The following is a 22,207-nucleotide window of genomic DNA, read 5'->3' on the forward strand; positions in this document are numbered from 1 at the left end:
TTCACCGGGCCGACCGCTCCGACCGGGGCGCGAAGTGGGCGAGCGCGGCGCCCGCCACGAGAGCGGTCCCCTGCGCCATCTGCTGCCAGAAGGTGGGCACGTCGAGCAGTGTCAGCCCGTTCTGCAGGCTGCCGAGGAACAGCACGCCGAGCAGCACTCCGAGGACCGACCCCGAACCACCGCTCAGCGCTACCCCGCCCAGCAGTACGGCGGTCAGCACCGTCAGCTCGAACCCCGCTCCCGAGGTCCCGCCGACCGCGCTGTCCAGGACGGACGCCTTGATGGCCCCGGCGAGCGCGGCGGCCACCCCGGTCACGACGAAGAGCGCGAAAGGCGTACGCCGGATGCTGATGCCGGACAGATAGGCGGCCTCCCGGTTGACGCCGATCGCGAAGACGTGCCGCCCGGCCGGTGTGAGCGCCAGGAACAGGGCGCCCGCGACCAGCACGGCCGCCGCGATGACGACCGGTGCCGCGATTCCGGCGATCCTCGACCCGCCGAGCCATGCGAACCCGGCGCCGAACCCGCTGAGCGGCAACGGGAAGAGCTGCTGCGCCAGCCCGCGTACGGCGGTCAGCATGCCCAGCGTCACGATGAAAGCCGACAGCCCGAAGTAGCAGCACAGCACGCCGTTCACGGCACCGACCGCGGCCCCGGCGGCCAGTCCGCCCAGCACGGCGACCACCGGAGACTGCCCCTGGCCGGCGAGCCGGCCGGCGACCAGTCCGCCCAGGGCGAGCGTCGAGCCGACGGACAGATCGAGATACCCGCTGATCACCAGCAGCGCGAGCGGCACGGCGACGATGGCGAGGGTGGCCGCGTCGGTGGCGATCCCGCGCAGATTGGCCGGGTCGAGGAAGGTCCCCGTGGACACCTGGAACACCAGCACCATCACGGCCAGTACCAGGATCAGGGGATGCCGTCGCACGGCGCCGAGACCGCCTGTGGCGAGGGCGCGCGGGCGCACGAGGACGGAGTCGGCGGTGGTCATACTGCTCCTTCGGCGGGGCCGGACCGCTGGTTCGCGGGCGTGGCATCCGAGTTGTGCGGGCCGTCCGAGTGGTCGACGGGAGAGGCGGGAGGGATGCGAGAGACGGAAGTGGCTAGAGCGATGGAAGCGACGGGAGCGGCGGGAGCGCTGGAACCGCTGAGGTCGGCGGAGGCGTCGTGCACCGCCGACAGCAGGGCCTCTTCGGTGAGTTCGGCTCCGGACAGTTCACCGACGACCCGGCCTCCGGCGACGACGAGGCAGCGGTCGGCGAGCGCGACGATCTCCTCCGGGTCACTGGACGCGAACAGCACCGCCGTGCCCCGGTCGGCGGCGAGTGAGCGCACGACCTGGTAGATCTCCTGCCGGGCCCCCACGTCGACGCCCTGGGTCGGTTCGTCGAGGAGCAGTACGCGGACGTCGCGGGAATCGTTGATCCAGCGGCCGAGGACGAGCTTCTGCTGGTTGCCGCCGGAGAACGAGGCCGCGGGCAACCGGGGCCGCACCGGGCGCAGCCCCACCGCCCCGGCCACCGCGTCGAACAGCCGCCGCTCGGCGCCGAGTGCTCGTACGCCGTACCGGGCAAGGGGGCGGACCGCCGGAAGCAGCGTGTTGTCCCGGGCGCTCAGTGCCGGGAACAGCCCCTGTCTGCGCCGGTCCGCCGGTACGAGGGCGATGCCGGCGGCCAGCGCGTCGCCGGGCCGGGTGGCCCTGACGGTACGGTCGCCGACCCGCACGGTGCCGCCGGACGCGCGGCGCCTGCCATAGAGGGTCTCCAGGACGCGCGTACGACCGGAACCGATGAGCCCGTACAGCCCGACACGTTCACCGCTGCCCACGGTGAGGGTGACGGGTCCGAAGCCGGGGCCGCGCAGGCCCTCCAGTTCCAGACCTCCGCCGGGGGAGCCCACACCCCGCGCCACTGGAGCGGCGGGGGAGGTCGTGGCGCGGGGTGTGGTGTCGATGGCGGCGGCATGTGCGTCTGCGTCCGTCGGCCGGTCCTCGACGGTGGGATCCGCCGGTTTTCCGGCAATGGCGGCGACCAGCTCCCGGCGGCGCTGTCCGGCGCCCACCGACTGATGGGTGACCCGGCCGTCCCGCAGGACGGTGACCGCGTCCGCGAGCCGTTCGACCTCCGCCAGCAGATGGGTGACGTAGACGATGGCCAGTCCCTGGACGCGCAGGTCCTCGACCCGTTCGGCCAGGGCGTGGCTCTCGGCGGCGGACAGGGCGGCGGTCGGCTCGTCGAGGACCAGGACCGAAGCGCTACGACTGAGCGCTTTGGCGATCTCCACCAACTGGCGCTGACCCATGGGGAGTTCACCGACCCGGTCGCGTGGTGAGCAGGTCGCCGCCACACGTTCCAGGAGACCGGCGGCGACCTTGTCCTGGGCCCGGCGGTCGATCCGGCCGTACCGTGTCCACTCCTGGCCGAGAAAGATGTTCTCGGAGACGGTGAGCGCGTCGACCACGCTCAGCGTCTGGAAGATGATCGCCACACCCGCGGTGATCGACTCACGCGGGCTCAGCCGCTCGTACGCCCGTCCGCCGACCTCGATCGTGCCCGCGTCGGGTGGGTAGGCGCCGCCGAGGCACTTGATGAGGGTGGACTTGCCGGCGCCGTTGTGGCCGAGCAAGGCGTGGACCTGTCCCATCGGCACGGTCAGGTCCACGCCGTCCAGGGCTCGGACCCCGCCGAAGGACTTGGTCAGTCCGCGGATCCGGAGACTCGGCTCGGTCATGACGGTCCCCTAGCCGTTCTGGGCGAGCAGGGCGTCGATCTTCGCCGTGTCCCGCGGGCCGACGAGCGCGATCGGTACCTCCACACCGGGGTTGGCCTTGCCCGCGGCGACCGCGAGGGGGACGTCGACGACGGCGTTCGCGATGTCCTGCGGGGCGAGGGCGGCGGAGGCGCGGTAGAACGTGCCCTGCTTGATCGCGAGGAGCGAGGGCGCCGCTCCGTCCTGCCCGCCGACGAACGTCTTCGCGTCGTCCTTCGCCCGCCCCGTCTGTTCCAGCGCCTTGTAGCCGCCGTACGCCGCCGCGTCGGTCACCCCGAGGACCAGGTTGAGGTCGGGGTGCTTGGCCAGGATGGCCTTCGTCCTGCTCAGGCCCGTGTCCGGGTCGATGGCCTGCTCCTGGGAGACCACGTCGACGCCGGGCGCCAGTTTGGTGAAGGCGTCGATCATGCCCTTGGTGCGTTCGCGGCCCAGTTCGATCGTGCTGTCGGTGAGGAAGGCGATCTTGCCCTTGCCGCCGAGGTTCTCCAGCGCCCACTTGGCCGCCGCCTCGCCGAGCAGCGTGCCTCCCTCCCGGAAGCTGAACCGGATGTCGGCGCTCTGGTGCTCCAGCGTGCCGCCGTACGTCACCCAGATCAGGCCCGCGTCCAGCGCGGCCTCGGCCATCGGCTCGGCGGCCTCGAACACCATCGGGAACGACACGATCGCGGGCGTCCTGCGGGCGACCCAGGTGGTGAGGTTGGTCGCCTGGGTGTCGGCGCTGCTGCCGTCGCTCGTCGTCAGCAGGGAGACTCCGTGCTTCTTCGCGGCGGCGGTGGAAAGCTTCACCAGCGTTGCGTAGAGCGGGAGTTGGGTGAACGGATAGTCCAGGCCGATCTTTGTCAGGGGCTCGTCGGACGCCTTGCCTCCGGCGGCCTTCTGCCCCGATGACGCCGCGCTGCCGCCGGGGGCGGAACAGCCGGCGGCGGCGAGGGCGAGGGCCGCGCCGGACCAGGCGAGGAACTGTCTGCGCGAGGCCGCGGAGCCGGCGAACGGGGATGAGGTCATGGCGGTGCTCTCCCAGAGGACGTGCCCGTCGGGGACGGGCTGCGAGGGGTGTGGCAAGTGGTTCGGGACGCCGCCGGTCGGGGGGACCGGCCGTGCGGAACAGAAAAGCCCCAGGCGCCCCGCCGCACCATCCGTAGAAATACCGACCCTGTCCCGGCCCCACCCGCACCCCGCCGCGGCCGTGATCCATCCCGCTGTCGCGCCGGAACCGATCCGGTCACGTCCGGGCGAACGCCTTGTCCGGCACGGGGTGCGACTCTAACGTTAGGGGCCAAACAACTTTGCTGCTTGATGACTCCCGGGCAGCTCCCGGAGGCGCGCATGCTCAGCCATCACCAGATCGCGGCGGCCACCCGCATCGGCATGCTCACGCGCGAGCGCGACACCGTGGCGGCGTGCGACCAGGCCCTTGACGAACTCCGCCGCGCCCTGCCCCTCGACATGGCGACCCTGCTGACCATCGACCCGCTGACCGGCGAGCACATCCAGCTCGCCGGCATCGGCTACACCGCCGAGACATCGCAGGCGCTGGCCGCCGAGTTCGTCGACACCCCCTGGTACCGCAACGTCGTCCGCCAGGACGTGCCGCCTTCCATCTCCGAGGACGCCGACGACCCCGGGCAGCGCTTCCGCCACGGCTGGTTCTACGCCGACCGGGTCCGCCCGGCAGGCGTGCGCGACGCCATGACCGGAGCGCTCCGGCACGACGGACGTCTCGTCGGCCTCATCACCCTCTCCACGCGCGACGCGGACGCCTACGACACCGAGGCCCGTCACCTCCTCGCCTCCGTCATCCCCGCGCTCGGCGCGCTCGCCGACCCGACGGCGCACACCGGCGACCTGCACGGACTGCCGGCGGAGGGCGCGGCGACCCTCGTCGCCGAGGGCGGGAGCGTCGGCCTGCCGGGCCGGGAGCGTGCCCGGGTGGCGGCGGACGAGGAGTTCCGTCCCCTGCTGCGCGCCTTCGCCCGGACGCGCGGCCGACGGCTGCGGCTGCTGTGGCCGCTCGACGGCACCTGGTACCGCGTCTCCCTGTACCGGCACACCACGCACCGGCACACCTCGGCCACGGGCCCGACCGGCTCGGCGGACGCGGTACTGGTCCACGAGACACCGACCGAACTGCCGTACGGGCTCAGCCCGCGCGAGCTGGAAGTGCTCACGCGTGCCGCCATCGGGCAGACCAACCAGGCCATCGCGCAGGCGCTGTTCCTGTCCCCACGGACCGTGCACAGCCACATCGAGCATCTGCTCCGCAAGACCGGAGCCGCCTCCCGCGCCGAGGCCACCGCCCTCGCGGTCCGCGACGGCCTGCTGCGTCCCGCTCCGGACCACCTGGACCACTTCGTCGAGCGCGGCGCCTGAGCCGGGACGGCGACGGGCGTCCGTTCTTCCCCCAACCTCGCCCTGTCGCGCTGAACCCGGCGGCTTCTGACCGCGTATCACTTCACGGAGCCGACGGCATCGCCGTACGCGGCCCGTGTGGAGTCCGTACGCAGGGAAGGGGTGCAGAGTGTCGACACCGCCCGCACCGGGCCGGCCGGAAGGCCGCCGGCCCCTGGAGCCGACGCGCGTGGTGCGCCGCCGCCGTACCGAGGCGCTGGCGCAGCTCATGCGAGAGCACGAGGAGGCGATGGCCGGAATGCCGGAGGGCTACGAGGCCGTCCCGCTGCCCCGGCCCGCGCCCGACGTGGAGGAGGCGACGGAGCAGTTGCCCCCGGTCGCCCACCGCGGACGCGCCGAACGGCGACAACAGCGTGGACGGAGGGGGCAGTCCGGTCGGACGGAGCGGAGGGAGCGGGTCGGCAGCGGCTTCGGGTTCGGGCCGAACCTGCGCAGGGCCGCCATCGCGGTCGCCGTCGGCGCGGCGGCTCTGGTCGGCTTCGGTTCGGCCCTGCTGCTCCCGGGCAGCGCCGAGGGCGACGAGGTCCGGCCGGCGCCTTCGGTCACCCCGCCCGTCACGTCGTCGGCTCCCGTCCCTTCGGCGCCCGCCGCGGTGGACCCGGACGGTGACGGCACTCTGCGCGAGGGGGACAGCGGTCCCGAGGTGACCGACCTCCAGGAGCGCCTGCTGCGCATCCCGGACGTCTACACCCACGGTGCCACCAGCGGCAGTTACGACACCGCCCTCACCGAGGCCGTGGCCCGCTTCCAGCTCTGGTACGGCATCCGCGGCGACGAGACGGGCGTCTACGGCGACGACACCCGCAAGGACCTGGAGTCACGTACGGGTTCCTGAACCGCCCCTGCCGGCGGACCGGGCCGAGACGAACCGCTGCCCCGACGGACTGCCGACCCGGCGTGGGGGCTCAGCGGGCGGTGTGGGTGTCGACGAGGGCCTGGGTGACCGCGCGGATGCTGCGGGCGATGTGCTGGAGCTGGAGCACCTCGGCGGCGTACATCTTGATCGTGTGTTCGATGACCGACTCGCTCAGCCCGAGACCGGGCAGGTCGGCGCGGGCCGTCTGGAGGGCGGTGCGGGCGACCCGGATCTCGTGCTGGACCTGGATGTGCGCGTGGCGGGCCAGCAGTACGGGGTGGCGGATCAGCGTGGGGTAGCCCGCGTAGCGCGTCGGCACCAGCTCGCGCAGCCACTTGACCGCCGAGCGCTCCCAGTCGTAGCTGCCGGGGATCTTGACCTGACAGGGCCAGTCCGGACTGGTGCGCGTGGTCATCGTGGACGTCATGGGCATGCTCATCGCTCCGGGAGTGCGGCGTCGACAGGGTGGTGCGACGGGATTCAGCGGCCCCGGCCTAGGGGATGGCCGGGGCCACAACGGGCGTTCGCGCAGGCGGCACCCGTCCGGACACCCACGGCGCCGACGCGGGTAGGAGACGGCGGCAGCGGGTGTGCGGGGCTTGGAACGTGTCCCGGAGTCCCACCGGGACGCGATCCGTCAGCAGTATTTATATATGCCGTCTGGTTTGCAAGAAGTATGAAAAAATTCATGCACAAAACGGGATGAACACCCATACGCCCGGACGAGGGCACAGGCGGCCGATTCAGTCCCGGAGGAAGAAGTGGTGCTGGTCGGCGCTCTGTTCGTACTCCTCCAGGCGCCCCTGGGTCCGCTCCGGATCGGCGTCCGTCATGGCCTGGAGCAGTGCGGCCGAGAGCACCGCGGGCCCGGCGTACGAGTCGAACACCAGCCGGGATCCCGTGCCGGTGGCGAAGGCGATGTCGGCCTCGTCGGCCAGCGGGCCGAGGGCCAGGTCGGTGATCAGGGCCACCCGCAGCCCGGCCCGCCGCGCGACCTGCACCGCGGTGAGCGTCTCCTGTGCGTGCCGGGGCATGGAGAAGGCCAGTACCCAGGTGCCCCCGGCCCCCCGCGACTGCAGGAGCGCGTCGTAGGCGACACTGCCGCCCCGGGTCACCAGCCGGACGTCGGGGTGGATACGGCGGGCGGCGTAGGCGAAGTACTCCGCCAGTGATCCGGAGATGCGCAGGCCGAGCACGGTGAGCGGAGTCGAGCGGGACAGGTGCCGGCCGGCCTCGATCACGCGGTCGGGGTCGGCGAAGTCCCGCCGCAGGTTCTCCAGGTTCGCGATCTCGGCGTCCACGGCGGCCTGGAGTTCGTTGCTCCGGTTCTCCTCCGTGGTGCCCGGCGCGCTCGCGAGGGTGCTGAGCGCGATGGCCTGGAGCCTCTCGCGCAGTGCGGGGTAGCCGCTGAAGCCGACGGCCGCCGCGAACCGGGTCACGGAGGGCTGGCTCACTCCCACGCGGTCCGCCAGATCCGTGATCGACAGGAACGCGGCCTCGGTGATGTGCTCGATCAGGTACTGCGCGATGCGCCGCTGTCCGGGGGAGAGCCGGGGCCCGTCGAACAGGTCCCGCAGCCGGGAGGTCGGGGCCGCTTCCGCCTCGGGGGCCGTCTTCCCCGAGGTGATCGCGGACGCCTGGGCGCGTGCCTGCTGCGGCGATGGCACCGATGTGCCTCGTTCGTCTCCCACAGCGACTCAACATAGCTCACCGTTCACCGGTGGAAGATCGTGATCGAGTGGCCGACCTCGTCGACCTCGTGGCTGCTGTGGATCAGCCGCGCCAGTGGCCCCCGCGCCTTGGCGACCGACGAGTCCGACACCACCAGCAGCCCGCGCACCTTCCGTTCGGGCCGGCCGCGCGGATCGGACGCGTGGATCCCGTAGAAGGCGGGCACCCCGCTGCCCTTGTAGACCAGCCAGACCCGCTGACCCGTGTACCGGTCCCGCAGCCGGTCCGCGAGCCGCCCCAGGTCCTGGCCCCAGTCGACGTTGGAGTCGTGCAGCCGCTCGTGCGTCTTCGCCGTGCCCCCGAACGCCTCGTTGGAGTACGGCAGATAGAACGGGAACGTACGCAGCGAACTGATCGCCACGAACGCCAGCAGCCCCGCCGTCGCGACCGGCACCCACCGCCGCCGCAGCGCGAGCACACCGACCGCCGCCACCGCCCCGAACATCGGCACGAAGATGGCGTACCGCACCCCGAAGTCCCGCTGCCCGTCCATGGCCGCGGCCAGCAGCACGGCGGTGGGAAGCAGCAGGTAGGGCGCGACGGGCCGTAGTTGACGAATCGTCAAAAACGCTGTCGTACCCGCCGCCCACAGTGCCAGCATGCCGAGCGGTGTCTTCACCAGCAGTGCGGCCGGCAGGTAGTACCAGAGGGAGCCCTCGTAGTGCCGCCCGAAGAGGAAGCCCTCCCAGTGCGCGTTCTCCAGACCGAACTGCATGCGCGTCCCGTCGCGGTAGGCCTGGGGGAGGGGCAGCAGACCGGTCAGTCGCCCCCGCAGCCCGTGCACGGCCGGGACCTCGCCGGAGACCGGCGCCCAGTGCAGATGGGGATCGACGGCGAGATACGACGCCCATACGACGGCCACCGCGACCAGGGCCACCAGGGCCGCGCCCGCGCCGGCCCGCACGAGCTGCCTCGGCGGCGCGCCCGGGACCGCTGCGCGCCGGGCGTGCCACACCGACAGGCCGGCCAGCGGAAGCAGCACGGGGACGGCGGCGAGGGTGTTCATCTTCGTGGCCACGGCCGCCCCGAGGGCCGCTCCGGCGAGCGGGAGACACAGGCGGGGCCGTCGTCGGGCTCGCCACAACAGCCACACCGACGTCAGGACGAACCCGGCCGCCGGTACGTCGAGGGTGGCCAGTGAGCCGTGCGCGACGACGTCCGGCGAGAACGTGTACAGGGTGAGCGCCACCAACCCGCCCACCGCACCGGCGAGTTCACGGCCGAAGGTGAACACCACCAGCCCGAGGAGCAGCGTCAGCGCGATCACCGGCAGCCGCGCCCACAGCATCAGCCGCCAGGGGTCGTTGCCGGACTCGTAGAGCAGATGACGGCCCACGTGCCCCTGGTCGCCGACGTAGTCCCGGTCGAAGTGCGGGTGGGCGGCGGCGACCCCGGCGGCGATGAGCAGTTTGCCCAGCGGCGGGTGCTCGGGGTTGAGGCGCAGGCTGTGCTCATGGAGGTAGACGGCCGCCGTGCCGACGTACACGGGCTCGTCGATGGTGGGCGTCTGTTCCACCGCCGTGGTGACCATCGCCACGGCCATCTGGAGGAGCAGGACGGCGACGGCGAGCGGGACCAGCAGGCGCCGGTGCCGTCTGAGCCGGGCGAGGAACCGCTCCCGTCCGGTCGGGGCCGCCGGCGCGGTGGCAGCGGCCCCGGGGAGTGTCTCCTCCGGAGCCTCGGAGCTGGGCGGGCTCCCCGCGTCGGGGGGAGTCCTGGGGTCGAGAACCGTGTGCCGATCGCGCGTCATCGTCCGCCCCGCGGCGACGACGACCGCGCGGTGGCGGGAGTGATCCGGAGCCGGGCCATGGCCCTACTCTCGCATCGGCTCCCGCCCCGCGGCGTGCGTTACCGCTTCAGAAGTCGTACCGACAGACCCTTTGCCGTGTAGACGGGTACGGCGCGAATCTTGTCCGAGTTCACCACGACCCGGTCGAAGTGGCCCCGCAGAGCCGTGGCTCCGATGACGGGGACGACGCTGCCCACGGCGGGCGGGTTCTTGGCGTCGAGGGTCAGCGACAGGACGCTGCCCTTCTCCAGGATCGCGCGCCCGCTCACCGTCACGACCTCCTTGTGACGGTCCTTGCGCAGCGTGACCGCCAGCGTTCCCGACCGCTGGGAGAACGTGCCGTGCAGCTGCACCGGCTCGGTCACCCGCAGCGTCCCGCCCAGCACCCGGACATCGCCGTGGCCCAGCGCGTGGGACGAGGCCGAGACCAGCACGCCGGCCTTGAGGTCCGTCCCGCCCGTGTAGCTGTTCTGCCCGGTCAGCGTGAGCGTGCCGGTACCCGTCTTGGTCAGCCCGCCCCGGCCGTCGATGTCGTTGCGCCAGGAGTCGGCCGCACCGAAGCCGTGCGCCGCCGTGTCGAGCCTGACCGTCACGTCGGACTCGAAGGAGCCGTATCCGTCCGCCGCGGCGACCAGGTTGAGCCGCCCCCACTGTTCGAAGCCGTCGAGCAGGACGTAACCGGAGGGCACCGCGGTCGTACGCAGCACCGCCCGGCGCTGGTCCGCGCTCAGGTAGGGGAGCCGCGTCTCCAGCAGCACCTCGGCGCCCTTCGGGACGGTCAGCGGCGTCGAGCGGCCCTGCCGGGGAAGGACGTACGTCAGCTTGGGCGTGACCAGGGCGAGGTTCGCGGCCCGGTCGGCGTACTTGTCGTGGGCGTCGGAGTGCGCGTAGGCGAACAGGGTGTCGGCCGTCGTGCCCGTCTTGGCCTGGAAGTACTCTGCGGCCTGCTTGCGGGCGGCGGCCTTGAGCGCGGTGTTCTCCGGCTTGTACAGCACGGCGGCGGCCAGCGCGGTGGCCATGATCCGGCCGCCGATGACGTCGACGGTGGAGTGCATGCCGGACATGATCCGGGTGTGGCTCAGCTCGTAGGCACGGGTCACGATCTCCTGGAAGCGCTCCGGGACCGCGTACGCGTACGCCAGGGCCGCCAGGTGGAAGGCGTTGGTGTGGCCGCTGGGGAAGCCGCCGTCCTCGGCCGGGACGTCGCTGCGCTGCCGCAGCAGCTGCGTCACGACGACGACGTCGGAGTCGTAGACCGGGAACCCGAGGGCGTCGGTCGTTCCGGTTTCGACGACCTCGCTGTTCTCGTTCATCCGCCACGGGCGCGGGTACTGGAAGCTGAACTTGGCGGGGTTGCTGGAGGTGAAGTCGCCGCGGACGGTGTCGACCAGCTTGGCCACCTGGCCGAGGTCCGAGTCGTACGAACCGGCGCCCAGCGCGGATCCCGCGGGGGCGTCGGCGGGGACGGCGTCGTTGATCTTGGCGGCCGGAATGCCGTGCGGAGCGGAGGTGATCGAGGTGACCGCCTTGGCACCCGAGCGGTACAGGTCGGCCAGCGGGCCGAGCCCGCCGATGATGGCGTAGCTCTGGTGCTGGCGGTCGTAGACGAACGCCTCCCTCGCCTGCTCCTCCGTGCGCGCGTGGGTGAGGCGGATGCTGTAGCGCACGTTGGCGCGCAGTATCTCGGGCTGCAGCGGCGTGCCCGTGTTCCAGGTGGCGCCGGTCTTCCAGACCTTGGCGAAGCCGCCGAGCACGCGGATCACCGCGTTGGTGTCGGCCGTCGAGTTGGCGACGATGTTCGTGCTGTAGTCGTCGACGAACGCGAGAGGCGCGGTGGCGGCCTTCGCGTCGGCCGCGGCCAGCCAGCTGACGGCGGTCGGCGCGGCGAGCAAGCCCGCCGACGCGCCGAGGGAGGTACGGAGGAACCCGCGTCTGTCGACGGCGAGTTCACGGCCACGGGCCGACGGGGTGGCGTGCTGCCCGGCTGCTGACGGCATGCGATGCCTCTCTTGAGTTCTTCGGCCCTGCGGCCGGGTGACGACATGCGGACGGCGGTGTCCCAGGTACGTACGGGGTACATGGGGTTTACGAGACCTGCGTGTTGTGTGTTTCCGGAGGAGGAAGCGCACGGGGTGGGTCTTACGAGCGAAGATCTACGGCCAGGGCGTGTACCGATGCCCATGGTTCGGCGACCGCGAGACGGCCGCGAACTGTCATACGAGTGAACGAGCCAGCTCCACGGCCCCTTCGACCGGCGGCACCCTCAACGGCTGTAGCCGGGCGCCGGGGACGAGTTGGGAAAGTGACGCCAACAGCGCGTCGTGCAGGGCTGGTTGAGCGAGCACAGTACCTCCCGCGACCACGACGTCGTCGACCGGGACACCGCGCGCGGCGAGCCGGGCGACGAGCGCGGCGAGTGACCTGCCGCCCTCGGCGACCACCGTGCCGGCGAGTGACGAGCCCGCCTCGGCGGCGGCGAACACGACCGGCGCGTGCCGGCCCCAGTCGGCGGAGGGAGAGGCGGCGGCCTCCAGTGCACCGCCGAGCGCGGGCACATCGGGCACCCCGAAGGCGGCGAGGAGGCCCTTGGCGAGTTCGTCGGGTTCCTCGCCGCGGTCGTGTGCCGCCCACACCGTGCGGACGGCCTCACGGACGAGACCGGCGGATCCGCCCTCGTCGCCGAGGAGTGCGCCCCAGCCGCCGACCTGGACGAGGGTGCCGTCCTCCCGGCGGCCCACCGCGACGGAACCGGTGCCGGCGACCAGGCCGGCGCCCCGGTCCAGACCGGCGGCGGGAACGAGCAGTTCGGCGTCGCCGACGACCGACGCGGGCGCGTCGAGGTGAGGACGAAGGGCGGCGCGGATCTGGGCGCACTGCCGGGGCGTCTCGCAGGCGTGTCCGCCCATGGCGACGGCGGACGGGCGCGCGCCCGCGGGCAGTGCGCCGGTGACCAGCGCGGCCAGCCAGTCGGCGGCGGCCACGGGGTCGTGCGGACGCCAGCCCTCGCTGGGGCGGATGTGATCGGCGATCAGATCGTCCCCGGCGTATGCGCGCAGGTGCGTCTTGGTGCCGCCCACGTCGATGCCCACGACGAGCGGGTGTGGGTAGGGAGAGTCCTGCACGGATCCTCTTTCGTCGTTGCGCGGTGGCTGCGACGGTGGGCGAACCGTGCCGGGAGCAGGGAAAACCTGCTGTACGGAAGCTGTTTCGAGGAGCTGGGGAAGAACTAGTGAAGCCCCGGGACGGGCCTCTGGGCGGACACGGCAGGCGAGTACCGTGACATTCGTTAGGAAGTTAACTAACGAAGTACAGTGCGTGTCAAGAGGTATCGCGCACTCGACCGAGACGGTGGCCCGAGGGGCCGGAACGAGGCGGGAAACCGCGATACCAAGGAATCCCGTCGCCGCATCCCACGACATCGAGCTATCGGGGAGCGCGGCCCTCGACCTGGGGGACAACTGTGGACCATGAAGTGGCGAAGGCCCCCCGCCTGACCGAGAGCGCGAGCGCGGTGTTCGCCGTGCTGGCCGGGGCGGGCACCGCCACCCGGCCGCAGCTCGCGAGTCTGGCGGGGCTGTCGAAGCCGACCGTGTCCTCCGCGGTGGCGGAGCTGGAGAGCGCCCGGCTCGCCGCCCACTCCGGCATCGCCTCCGGCGGCACCGGCCGTTCCGCCGCCGTGTACGCACTCGGTCCCGCGGCGGGCTCCGTACTCGCCGTCGACCTCGGCCCCGCCCTGACCCGGGTGCGTGGCTGCGCCCTGGACGGCACCCTGCTCGCCGAGGCCACCGGCTCCCGCGACGAGGCCGCCGAGGTGGTGCGCGAAGCGCTGGGCACGCTCCCCGCCGACGCTCCGCTGCGCGCCATCGTGGTGGCCGTCGGTGACGTCACCGCGCGCGCCGAGGAGGGCACCGTGCGTCCGGCGACCGCCAAGGCGGGACCCGTCTTCGACGCGATGGCCGTGGCGCTGCCGCCCGGAGTGCCCGTCCACCTGGAGAACAACGTCAACTGCGCCGCGCTCGCCGAGCTCTACGAGGGCGCGGCGCGCGGCCGGCACACCTTCGGCTATCTGCGGATCGGTGTCGGTATCGGTCTCGGCATCGTCGTGGGGGGCCAGGTGCTCGCCGGGGCCAACGGCGCGGCCGGAGAGCTCGCCCGGCTGCCGTACCCCTGGGACGACGCCCTGGAGCCCCGCCGTGAGGCCCTGGAGGAGTACATCGGCGCCCGCTCACTGCTGCGCAGGGCCGCCCAAGCCTGGCCGGAATCCGACGTTTCATGCCCGCGTACCGTCGAACGGCTGTTTCTGCTGGCCGAGCAGGGCAGCGCCGGGGCCCGCGCCGTCGTCGACCGCCACGCGGTGGACGTGGGCCGGCTGGCCGCCGCCGTGACCGCCGTACTGGACCCCGGACTGCTCGTCCTGAGCGGCAGCACCGGCTCGTTTCCACAGCTCCTGCCCGGTGTGCGGGCCGAGCTGGAGCGGCTGAGCTGGCCCACCGAGGTGGTGAGCAGTCAGGTCGGTGATCTCGGCACCGTGGTGGGTGCGGCACGGCTCGCGGTCGCCAGAGGAGTCCAAACCGTGACCCAGGCAGCGCGGGCGAAGGATTGACGGTTTCGGACTCGGTCTGCCAATGTCCGGACAAGCGCTTTCTAAGTCGGCCGGGACGCCGACTTGGGGTGAGCCTCCCGCCCGTACTGACGTACGGCAACCGCACGAGGGCGTGCCCGTGCGGTGACGGCCTGGACGGCCGGGGATCCCGCCCCGCGTGGACGACGTGGCCGGGCGAGGCCGCGCCCCCGGAAAGCGACTATTCCTGCAAAATGCACCCGTACCGCCTCAGTCGGTGCCGTGCTCCGTCTCCTACGACGAAAAAAGGGATCGAAGATGACCACTGTGGGTGTACGGCGCTCGCGCCGAATCGGCCCCGGCGGCATGCGCCGCCTGGCTCCCCTCGCTGCTGTTGCCACGGCGGGTGCCCTGCTCCTCACCGCCTGCGGAGGGGACTCCGACTCGGGCGGTACGTCCAAGTCGCTGACGTTCTGGATCTCCACGGTTCCGGGGCAGGACGCGGGCTGGAAGAAGTCGGTGGCGGACTACCAGAAGGAAACCGGCGTCTCCGTCAAGCTCGTCAACATCCCCTACGACGGCTACACGACGAAGCTGCACAACGCCGCGCAGGCGAACTCCCTGCCCGACGTCGCGGCCGTCCCGGCGCTGGACCCGATCTGGTCGAACAAGCTGATCGACCTCGCCTCCATCGCCGACAACAAGACCAACAAGATCAACCCCAACTTCCTCGCGAAGGACTCCTCCGGGAAGGTGCTGGCCATCCCCTCGGACGTCACCGCGTCCGGCCTGTACATCAACAAGACGCTCTTCGAGAAGGCCGGCGTCTCCTTCCCGACCTCGCCCGACAAGACCTGGACCTGGACCGACTTCATCAAGGCGGCGGACGAGGTCCGCGAGAAGGCCAAGGCCAAGTACTCCCTGACCTTCGACCAGTCGCCGTCGCGACTGCGCGCCATGGTGTACGAGATGGGCGGGCAGTACGTCCACGCGGACGACTCCGGCAAGTTCTCGGTGGACGAGGCGACCAAGAAGGCCGTGAACACCTTCGTCGGCTGGAACGACGACAAGACCATGCCGAAGTCGGTGTGGACCAGCGGCGCCGACCCGTCCGCCATGTTCCAGAGCGGTGACGTCGTCGCCTACTGGTCCGGTGTGTGGCAGGTTCCCGCCTTCGCGGAGAGCATCAAGAAGTTCGAGTGGGCGAGCGTCCCGACTCCGGCCCAGCCGGTGCAGGCCAGTGACGTGAACAGCGGCGGCAACGTCGTGGGCTTCAACAACAACGCCGACGCGTCCGCCGCCGCGAAGAAGTTCCTGTCCTGGCTGTACGAGCCGGCCCACTACAAGGCGCTGTGCGAGGCGTCCGGCTTCCTGCCGGTCGAGAGCGGTCTGAACCCGACGTACCCCTTCAAGTCCGAGGCGGCGCAGGCGGCGTTCAAGCTCTACAACGAGTCGATCCCGCTCTACGCCCCGATCTCCGGCTACTTCAACGGCGCGCAGACCAACTGGGTGCTGAAGGGCAAGAGCCTCACCGAGGACCCGACCAAGACGGAGCTCGGCAAGGCCATCAACGGCCAGCAGTCGGCCGACAAGGCCCTGGAGAACATCGTCGCCGGCTACAACCAGCAGGTCGGCGGCTGATCGCAGGCCCTGGGGCCTGTCGTCACATTCCCGCCTGCCGGGCGACGCCATGCACGCACACTCGCCGCACCGGGCACAGGCCCACGTACAACCAGTACGAGGGCCCGCGCCCGGCACGCCGAGAGCACGCACCTGACGCCGCCCGGCCCGCCCTCCGGGCGGACGACGGGAATGTGACGACAGGCCCTGGTCCGGGCGGCGGAGTCTCGACCCCGCCGCCCGGCCCGGGCGCCCGCGCGACGCCGGGCTCATGGCGTGAGCCCACAGGAATCCCTTCCACCAGCACGGAGTCAGGAAGATGACAAAACGCGCCTCGGACGTGTCCGCGAGCCCGCCGAGCCGGTCCAGGAGACGCAACAAGTACACCCTCGCGCCGCTCGTCCTCATCGCGGCCAATGTGGTGCTCTTCGCGCTGTTCTTCGTCTGGCCGGCGGTGATCGGGCTCGTCTACTCGTTCACGAACTACACGGGTGTGGGGGCGTTCCAGTACATCGGACTGGACAACTACAGCAACCTGTTCGGGGACTCCACCTTCTACGACGCGCTGACCCGGACGCTGCTGTACGCCGTGCTCTTCGTACCGCTGAACTTCGCGGTCTCGCTGCTCGCCGCCAACCTGCTGGTGAGCAAGCACGCCAAGGGCGGGTCGGTCGCCCGCGTCCTCTTCTTCATTCCGTGGCTGCTGTCGCCCATCGTCGTGGGTGTCCTGTGGCGGTGGATGTTCGGTGAGAACTTCGGACTGGTCAACTACGTCATCGAGAAGTTCGGCGGCAGCGCCGTTCCGTGGCAGTCGAACGCGGACCTGTCGCTGATCGTGGTCGTGATGGCGGCGTCCTGGGCCTGGACGGGCTTCTCGATGCTGCTGTTCATCGCGGCGATCAAGAACGTACCGGTCTCCTACTACGAGGCGGCCTCGCTCGACGGCGCCGGCCCCTGGCGCCAGTTCTTCAGCATCACGCTGCCGAGCATCGCGCCCACCTCGTTCATCGTCATCCTGCTGAACACGATCAACGCGATGAAGGAATACCCGGTGTTCGTCGCCCTCAACAACGGCGGACCCGGCTCCTCGAACAACCTGCTCGTCCAGTACATCTACGAGACCGGCTTCAAACGCGGCCAGATCGGCTACGCGAGCGCCGCGTCATTCGTGCTCATGCTCATCCTGATGGCCGTCGCGATCGTCCAGCTGGTCGTCAACCGACGGGTGGAGAACCGATGACAACCACAGACATGCCACGACCGCTCGACGCCGACGCCAAGCGCTCCGCCGCCAAGAAGCGGCCCCGCGGGGCGAACAGCGGCGGGCTCCGGCGGGCGATCGCCCCGACGACACTGCTGTGGATCATGGCGTGCCTGTACGGGTTCCCGGTGCTCTGGTTCGTCCTCAGCTCCTTCAAGCCGGCCAGCGACCTGTTCTCGTATCCGCTGACGCTGGTTCCGCACAACCCCACCCTGTCGGGGTTCAAGGCGGCGTGGGACAGCGCCAACTTCTCCCAGTACTTCATCAACACGGCCATCGTGTGTGTGATCACCACGATCCTCACGGTGGGCGTCAGCTGCTGCACCGGGTACGCGCTGGCGAAGTACGACAACAAATGGCTGAAGGCGTTCTTCATCTGCATCCTGGCCACCACGATGCTGCCGGGCGAGGTCATGCTCGCCCCCGAGTTCCTGGTGGTCCGCAACCTCGGCCTCTACAACTCCTTCGCCGGCATCATCCTCCCGGCCGTGCTCACCGCGACCGGCTGCTTCATGTTCCGCCAGTTCTTCCTGACGGTGCCCGACGAACTCGTAGAGGCCGCACGCATCGACGGCGCGCGTGAGCTGGCGATCTTCGCCCGGATCATGTTGCCGCTCTCCCGGCCCATCATGCTGACCCTGGCCATCCTGTCCTTCCAGTGGCGGTGGAACGACTACATCTGGCCGCTGCTGATGCTCAACGACCCCGACAAGTTCACCGTGCAGATCGGCATCCAGAGCATCGTCGGCGCGCAGAACATCAACTGGTCGGTGCTGCTGGGCGCCTCGGTCATCTCCATGATCCCGCTGATCCTGGTCTTCCTGGTCTTCCAGCGCTACGTCATGGGCGCCGACATCAACGCCGGACTGAAGGACTGACCTTGCCCACCCCGCTCGACCACGAGTTCGTCCGCTCGGTGGCGCGCGCCGCCGACCGGTCGGCCGCCCCCCTGGCGGCCGACCCGGACGTGGAACCCGTCGGTGTGCCGCACCGCGGTCTGGCGGGGCGGGTGAAAACCCTGACAGCGGCATACCGTTCCCCGGACTCGGCACTGCACGGCAGCGGACAGGCGGTCGCCGCCGCGACGACCCACCTCCGCGCCCTGCGGGCCGTGCAGACGCCCTCCGGTCTCTTCGCCGGCGGCGACAACGTCCAGTCACCGCCCGACTCCGCGTTCACCGTCAACGACGTGTGCGACGCGTACGTCCTCGCCGCCGACGCGGGACCGGAACTGGGCGAGGTGGCGGCAGCGCTCGCCGAGATCGCCGGCGCCGCCACCGCCGGTCTCCTGACCGGTGGCGTGCACACCCCGAACCACCGCTGGGAGCTGAGCGCGGCGCTCGCCCGTCTGCACCGGTCGTTCCCCGACGACCGGCTGCTCGACCGCGTCGAGGAGTGGCTCGCCGAGGGCGTCGACATCGACGCGGAGGGCCTGTACTCGGAACGCAGCGCCATCTACGCGTCCCAGGTGACCAACCCCTCACTGCTGTTGCTGGCCGAGGTGCTCGGGCGTACCGACCTGCTGGACGCCGTCGAACGCAACCTCGCCACGACCCTGGACCTCATCAGGCCGGACGGCACGGTGGAGACCGTCCACTCGCGCCGCCAGGACCAGCGGCTGTCGTTCCCGCTGTGGCCCTACCTGCCGCACTACCGGCTGCTCGCGATCCGCACCGGCCGGGGCGACTTCGCCCGCGCGGCCCGCCTGGCGGCCGCCGACGGCATCGAAGACCCCGACCTGCTCGCCCGGACCCTCCTCACCCCGGAGCTGTGCCGCGCCCTGCCCGCCCCGGACGCGGAGGGCCTGCCGCGCGAGAGCTACCTCACCACCGCCCGCCTCGCCACCCGCGCCTCCGCCGACGCGCACACCGTGGTGTACGGCGGCTCCGACGTCCCCGAGCACCGGCGCGTCCGCTCGGGCCTCGCCTGCAACCCCACCTTCCTGCGCCTGTTCGCCGGTGCCGCCGTCCTCGACGCGGTCCGTCTCTCGCGCGGGTTCTTCGACCTGGGCCCGTTCCGCGCCGCCGACATGCGGCAGCTCGCCGAGAGCCGCTACCGGCTCACCGAAACCCTCACGGCCGCCTACTACCAGCCGCTCCCGAGAGACCGCAGACGGGACGACGGCGACTACCAACTGGTGGACGACGGACGCTTCTCGGCCGCCATGGCCTTCCCGGAGCGCCCTCGGGACGACGTCTCCCACACGACCCGCGTCGAGGTGGACCTGCGCGACGACGGCGCGGAACTGCGGATCGACATCAGCGGCCCCCGGGTGCCCTGGGCCCTGGAACTGACCTTCCGGCCGGGCGGAGTACCCGAGGGCGCCGTCCCGATCGGCGACGGACGCTGGTGCCTGACGACCGGACCGCTGACCTACCGCGTCGGCGACGACGAGATCCGGGTCGAGGCCGCCGTCGAGACCGGCGAACCGCTCGCCGGACCGGACCGGAGCGACGTACCGCGCTACGACCCGGGGCAGGACTACACCGTGGTCGGCGGCACCGACGCGACGACCGGGAACCGCGTCTACCTCGGTGGGTACGGACCGCAGACCCTGACCCTCACACTGCGCGCCACATCTCAGGCATGAAGGGCTGATCTCCTTGCACCTCCCACGCCAGCTCGGGCCGCTGCACGACCTGCCGGACACTCCGGAGGCGTACGACGCCGTGCTCGCCGACGTCACCGAGCAGGCCCTCGCCCGCCTCACCCCCGAGGGCAGCCTCGAACACCCCGACTGCGTCGACGACATCGGCGACACCTCGCTCGGCATCACCTCGCTCCTCGCGTTCGCCTGGCAGCGCGGCAAGGACCCGCGGCTGCCGGAGGCGGTGCACCGCAGCCTCGCCTTCCACCTGCGCGAGCGGGTCTACACCGAGGACAATCCCGGCTACCCGAACCTGAGGCTCCGCAACTCCGGTCTCCCGTACGCCCGTTACGTACTGAAGTCCGGCGCCCACCCCATCGGCGACTGGCCGAGCACGGTGTGGGCGCTGCTCCAGGCGGTGAACGTCCTGGACGCGGCCGAGGGGCTCGTCGGGGACGAACAGCGCGCGGAACTGGTCGAGTTGGCGCGCGGATACTGGCGCTGGCTGACCGAGGCGACCTTCTTCAACCCCCAGGAGGCCGGCAACCAGGCCATAGGCTGCGTCGTCGGCGGTCTGATGCTGGCGCCCCATCTCCCCCCGGAAGAGGGGAAGTCGGTGCGGTCCCGCGCGGTCTCGCTGTACGTCGACAGGATCCGTGCCCACCGGGTGAGCGACCGGGGCGCGGCCCTGCCTCCCGAGCACGGCGGCGCCTACGACAACAACTACGGCCCGATCTCCCTCTCCTTCCTGGCCCAGGCCCACCGGATCAGCGGCGAGGAGATCTTCGCCGAGGACGGCGACGCGCTGGCCGGCTACATCGACGCGCGCCTCACGAACGGCGGCTACGACAACGGCGGCCCCCGCTACAGCGAACAGCACTCCGCCTTCGAGTCCGTCCTCGGACTGCGCTACTTCGGCGCCCGCCTCGGCGCGGACCTCGGCCGCTACCGGGGCGACAGCCGCTGGGCCCGCCACGCGGTCAAGGAGGACGGCGGCATCGACGGCCACTTCGCGTGGATGCTGGTCTGGCAGATCCAGGACACCACCCCCTGGCACCGCACTCCCTCGACCCGGCCCTCGCGCCACCAACTCCGCGCCGGCACGGTCTCGGTGGCCTTCGACGACAGGATGACCCCGTCACTCGTCGAGGCGGCGGGCACCTACCATCTGCCGGCCGCGGTGGGCCGACAGCACGGCTTCGGCCCGGTGACGGACGGCTTCCTGCTGTGCCGCCCCATGGGCGAGGTCCGCGTACGCGACGTGCGCACCGCCGGCCTCGCGGCCAAGCTGGTCACCAAGCCCGTCGTCGGCCGCGACCACGTACTGCGCCACCTCCGGTCCCTGTACGTCACGGACGGCACGACCCTGTGGGTCACGGTCGCCGTGGAACACCTCGACGGCACGCCCTACCTGCTCGCCGGACTGCCGTACGCCACCGACGACGGCGACCGGGTCCGCAGGACGGCGGAGGCCGTCGGCGTCACCTCCGCGGGCCCCCTGCGTCTGACGCACCCCCTGTCGGAGGGCGTGGACCACTTCGACGCCCGCACGGAGACGACCCAGGAACAGGCGGCCTTCGCCCTCGCGGCCGACCCGCGCGGCTACGGCAACCCCGACGAGGGATGGCGCCACCTGATCACCTCCACCGCGCTGGAGGCCGACCCGGCGCCCGGCGCACCGGAGGGGCTGACCGTCTTCGCCGTACGGTACGGCGCCGACGGGGACGGCACCTTCGCCCCGGTCTTCGAGGCGACGCCGGAAGGCCTGCGGGTGCGCACGGAGGCCTTCACGGCGCTGATCGGCGAGGTGGCGGGCGACGTCCACGGAGAGCCGGAGCTGACGCTTCTCGACTGAGGGCGGCCCGAGGGAAGCAGGACGTACGAGGCCGAGCGGCTCACCCGCGCACTGCTCGGCCTCGTATCACCCGGCGGTCGGGTACCGCAGCGACCCCGGCACCACCAGATCCGCCCGGTCCCGGGTCGCGGCGACCAGATCGGCGTTGCGCTGGTCCGTACCCCGGACCCACGCGAGCGCGGAGGCGTGGTCCTTGCCGAACTCCTCGTGCCGGGCGACGAGCCGGCGGACCCGCTCGTCCTCGGCCGGCTCGCAGAACCACACCTCGTCCAGCTGGGCACGCACCCGCGCCCACGAACCCTCCGCGAGGAGAAGGTAGTTGCCCTCGGTGACGACTAGGCGCGCCGACGGAAACACCGGGATCGCACCGGCGACCGGCTGCTCCAGCACCCGCTCGAACCCCGGCGCGTAGACGATCTCTCCGTCGCTCGCCCCCTGCCCGTCCGTACGCAGCCGCCGCAGCAGCGCCGCGTACCCCGCCGCGTCGAACGTCTCCGGCGCGCCCTTGCGGTCCCGCAGACCGAGCCGTTCCAGCTCTACGTCGGCGAGATGGAAGCCGTCCATCGGCACATGGGCGGCCCAGGGCGAGCCGTCGCCGTTCAGTGCCCGGACGAGCCGCTCGGCGAGCGTCGTCTTGCCCGCCCCAGGACTCCCGGCGATACCGAGCACGGCCCGCCGGTCGTCCCGGAGCAGTGCCCGGGCGCGGCCGAGGAGGCCGTCGAAGGTGGGCGCGGGGGAGACGAAGGGGTGTTCCACGCGGCCGAGTCTC

Annotated in this window: 17 protein-coding genes; 8 read left to right on the forward strand and 9 right to left on the reverse strand. The window is 71.5% G+C overall.

Going from position 1 to position 22,207, the window contains the following annotated elements:
• Nucleotide 1: 1 nt before the first annotated feature.
• The 3 genes from PV734_RS10590 to PV734_RS10600 are packed head-to-tail and all read right to left on the reverse strand — an operon-like array spanning nucleotide 2 to nucleotide 3,774.
• Nucleotides 2–991 (reverse strand): ABC transporter permease, encoded by a 990-nt coding sequence (locus PV734_RS10590; RefSeq protein ID WP_319090775.1) that lies wholly within the window; start codon nucleotides 989–991, stop codon nucleotides 2–4.
• Complete coding sequence (locus PV734_RS10595) at nucleotides 988–2,730, reverse strand: sugar ABC transporter ATP-binding protein (RefSeq protein ID WP_319289326.1); 1,743 nt, start codon at nucleotides 2,728–2,730, stop codon at nucleotides 988–990. Before PV734_RS10595 ends, PV734_RS10590 begins: the two co-directional genes overlap by 4 nt.
• A gap of 9 nt (nucleotides 2,731–2,739) precedes the next feature.
• Nucleotides 2,740–3,774 (reverse strand): sugar ABC transporter substrate-binding protein, encoded by a 1,035-nt coding sequence (locus PV734_RS10600; RefSeq protein ID WP_319090773.1) that lies wholly within the window; start codon nucleotides 3,772–3,774, stop codon nucleotides 2,740–2,742.
• Between the two features lie 321 nt (nucleotides 3,775–4,095).
• Here PV734_RS10600 and PV734_RS10605 point away from each other — a divergent pair, with 321 nt between their 5' ends.
• Both PV734_RS10605 and PV734_RS10610 read left to right on the forward strand, forming a co-directional pair.
• Nucleotides 4,096–5,139: a LuxR C-terminal-related transcriptional regulator gene (locus tag PV734_RS10605; RefSeq protein WP_319090772.1), complete on the forward strand. Its 1,044-nt coding sequence runs from the start codon at nucleotides 4,096–4,098 to the stop codon at nucleotides 5,137–5,139.
• Between the two features lie 148 nt (nucleotides 5,140–5,287).
• Entirely contained in the window at nucleotides 5,288–6,013 is a 726-nt protein-coding gene (locus tag PV734_RS10610; protein ID WP_319090771.1) for a peptidoglycan-binding domain-containing protein, read from the forward strand.
• 70 nt (nucleotides 6,014–6,083) lie between these two features.
• Here the strand turns inward: PV734_RS10610 and PV734_RS10615 are convergent, their stop codons facing one another.
• The 5 genes from PV734_RS10615 to PV734_RS10635 all read right to left on the reverse strand — a co-directional run bounded on the left by PV734_RS10615 (nucleotide 6,084) and on the right by PV734_RS10635 (nucleotide 12,676).
• A complete protein-coding gene (locus PV734_RS10615) occupies nucleotides 6,084–6,473 on the reverse strand; it encodes a hypothetical protein (RefSeq protein ID WP_319090770.1) in 390 nt (129 codons plus the stop codon).
• 304 nt (nucleotides 6,474–6,777) lie between these two features.
• Nucleotides 6,778–7,701: a MurR/RpiR family transcriptional regulator gene (locus tag PV734_RS10620; RefSeq protein ID WP_319090769.1), complete on the reverse strand. Its 924-nt coding sequence runs from the start codon at nucleotides 7,699–7,701 to the stop codon at nucleotides 6,778–6,780.
• Between the two features lie 47 nt (nucleotides 7,702–7,748).
• Nucleotides 7,749–9,515 carry a phospholipid carrier-dependent glycosyltransferase gene (locus PV734_RS10625; RefSeq protein ID WP_319289327.1) on the reverse strand — a complete coding sequence of 589 codons (1,767 nt, stop codon included), beginning with the start codon at nucleotides 9,513–9,515 and terminating at the stop codon, nucleotides 7,749–7,751.
• Between the two features lie 98 nt (nucleotides 9,516–9,613).
• Complete coding sequence (locus tag PV734_RS10630; protein ID WP_319090767.1) at nucleotides 9,614–11,551, reverse strand: phosphatase PAP2 family protein; 1,938 nt, start codon at nucleotides 11,549–11,551, stop codon at nucleotides 9,614–9,616.
• A 216-nt stretch (nucleotides 11,552–11,767) separates the two neighbouring features.
• Nucleotides 11,768–12,676: an N-acetylglucosamine kinase gene (locus PV734_RS10635; RefSeq protein WP_319090766.1), complete on the reverse strand. Its 909-nt coding sequence runs from the start codon at nucleotides 12,674–12,676 to the stop codon at nucleotides 11,768–11,770.
• A gap of 350 nt (nucleotides 12,677–13,026) precedes the next feature.
• On the opposite strand from PV734_RS10635, the gene PV734_RS10640 reads away from it, so the two are divergent.
• From PV734_RS10640 to PV734_RS10665, 6 genes are all read left to right on the forward strand, one after another.
• A complete protein-coding gene (locus PV734_RS10640; RefSeq protein ID WP_319289328.1) occupies nucleotides 13,027–14,157 on the forward strand; it encodes an ROK family transcriptional regulator in 1,131 nt (376 codons plus the stop codon).
• 276 nt (nucleotides 14,158–14,433) lie between these two features.
• The gene (locus tag PV734_RS10645) at nucleotides 14,434–15,756 is read left to right on the forward strand and encodes an ABC transporter substrate-binding protein (RefSeq protein ID WP_319090764.1); all 1,323 of its coding nucleotides are present in this window, start codon (nucleotides 14,434–14,436) and stop codon (nucleotides 15,754–15,756) included.
• A 298-nt stretch (nucleotides 15,757–16,054) separates the two neighbouring features.
• Nucleotides 16,055–16,975, forward strand: a complete 921-nt coding sequence (locus PV734_RS10650) for a sugar ABC transporter permease (RefSeq protein ID WP_319090763.1) — start codon at nucleotides 16,055–16,057, stop codon at nucleotides 16,973–16,975.
• Complete coding sequence (locus tag PV734_RS10655) at nucleotides 16,972–17,874, forward strand: carbohydrate ABC transporter permease (protein WP_319090762.1); 903 nt, start codon at nucleotides 16,972–16,974, stop codon at nucleotides 17,872–17,874. The genes PV734_RS10650 and PV734_RS10655 overlap by 4 nt, the downstream gene beginning before the upstream one ends.
• Before the next feature lie 2 nt (nucleotides 17,875–17,876).
• Nucleotides 17,877–19,586: a hypothetical protein gene (locus tag PV734_RS10660; RefSeq protein WP_319289329.1), complete on the forward strand. Its 1,710-nt coding sequence runs from the start codon at nucleotides 17,877–17,879 to the stop codon at nucleotides 19,584–19,586.
• Between the two features lie 13 nt (nucleotides 19,587–19,599).
• The gene (locus tag PV734_RS10665; protein ID WP_319289330.1) at nucleotides 19,600–21,438 is read left to right on the forward strand and encodes a hypothetical protein; all 1,839 of its coding nucleotides are present in this window, start codon (nucleotides 19,600–19,602) and stop codon (nucleotides 21,436–21,438) included.
• Between the two features lie 66 nt (nucleotides 21,439–21,504).
• Here PV734_RS10665 and PV734_RS10670 read toward each other — a convergent pair whose 3' ends face one another.
• The gene (locus PV734_RS10670) at nucleotides 21,505–22,194 is read right to left on the reverse strand and encodes a nucleoside/nucleotide kinase family protein (RefSeq protein WP_319289331.1); all 690 of its coding nucleotides are present in this window, start codon (nucleotides 22,192–22,194) and stop codon (nucleotides 21,505–21,507) included.
• Nucleotides 22,195–22,207: the final 13 nt, after the last annotated feature.

It is taken from the genome of Streptomyces sp. AK08-02, assembly GCF_033795085.1.
Taxonomy (GTDB): Bacteria; Actinomycetota; Actinomycetes; order Streptomycetales; family Streptomycetaceae; genus Streptomyces; species Streptomyces echiniscabiei.

Bases quoted from the DNA above. Each gene is read 5' to 3' on its own strand.
- PV734_RS10645 (WP_319090764.1), top strand. From the start codon at position 14,434: ATGACCACTGTGGGTGTACGGCGCTCGCGCCGAATCGGCCCCGGCGGC.
- PV734_RS10655 (WP_319090762.1), top strand. From the start codon at position 16,972: ATGACAACCACAGACATGCCACGACCGCTCGACGCCGACGCCAAGCGC.
- PV734_RS10615 (WP_319090770.1), bottom strand. From the start codon at position 6,473: ATGAGCATGCCCATGACGTCCACGATGACCACGCGCACCAGTCCGGAC.
- PV734_RS10630 (WP_319090767.1), bottom strand. From the start codon at position 11,551: ATGCCGTCAGCAGCCGGGCAGCACGCCACCCCGTCGGCCCGTGGCCGT.
- PV734_RS10625 (WP_319289327.1), bottom strand. From the start codon at position 9,515: ATGACGCGCGATCGGCACACGGTTCTCGACCCCAGGACTCCCCCCGAC.
- PV734_RS10595 (WP_319289326.1), bottom strand. From the start codon at position 2,730: ATGACCGAGCCGAGTCTCCGGATCCGCGGACTGACCAAGTCCTTCGGC.
- PV734_RS10590 (WP_319090775.1), bottom strand. From the start codon at position 991: ATGACCACCGCCGACTCCGTCCTCGTGCGCCCGCGCGCCCTCGCCACA.
- PV734_RS10600 (WP_319090773.1), bottom strand. From the start codon at position 3,774: ATGACCTCATCCCCGTTCGCCGGCTCCGCGGCCTCGCGCAGACAGTTC.
- PV734_RS10650 (WP_319090763.1), top strand. From the start codon at position 16,055: ATGACAAAACGCGCCTCGGACGTGTCCGCGAGCCCGCCGAGCCGGTCC.
- PV734_RS10605 (WP_319090772.1), top strand. From the start codon at position 4,096: ATGCTCAGCCATCACCAGATCGCGGCGGCCACCCGCATCGGCATGCTC.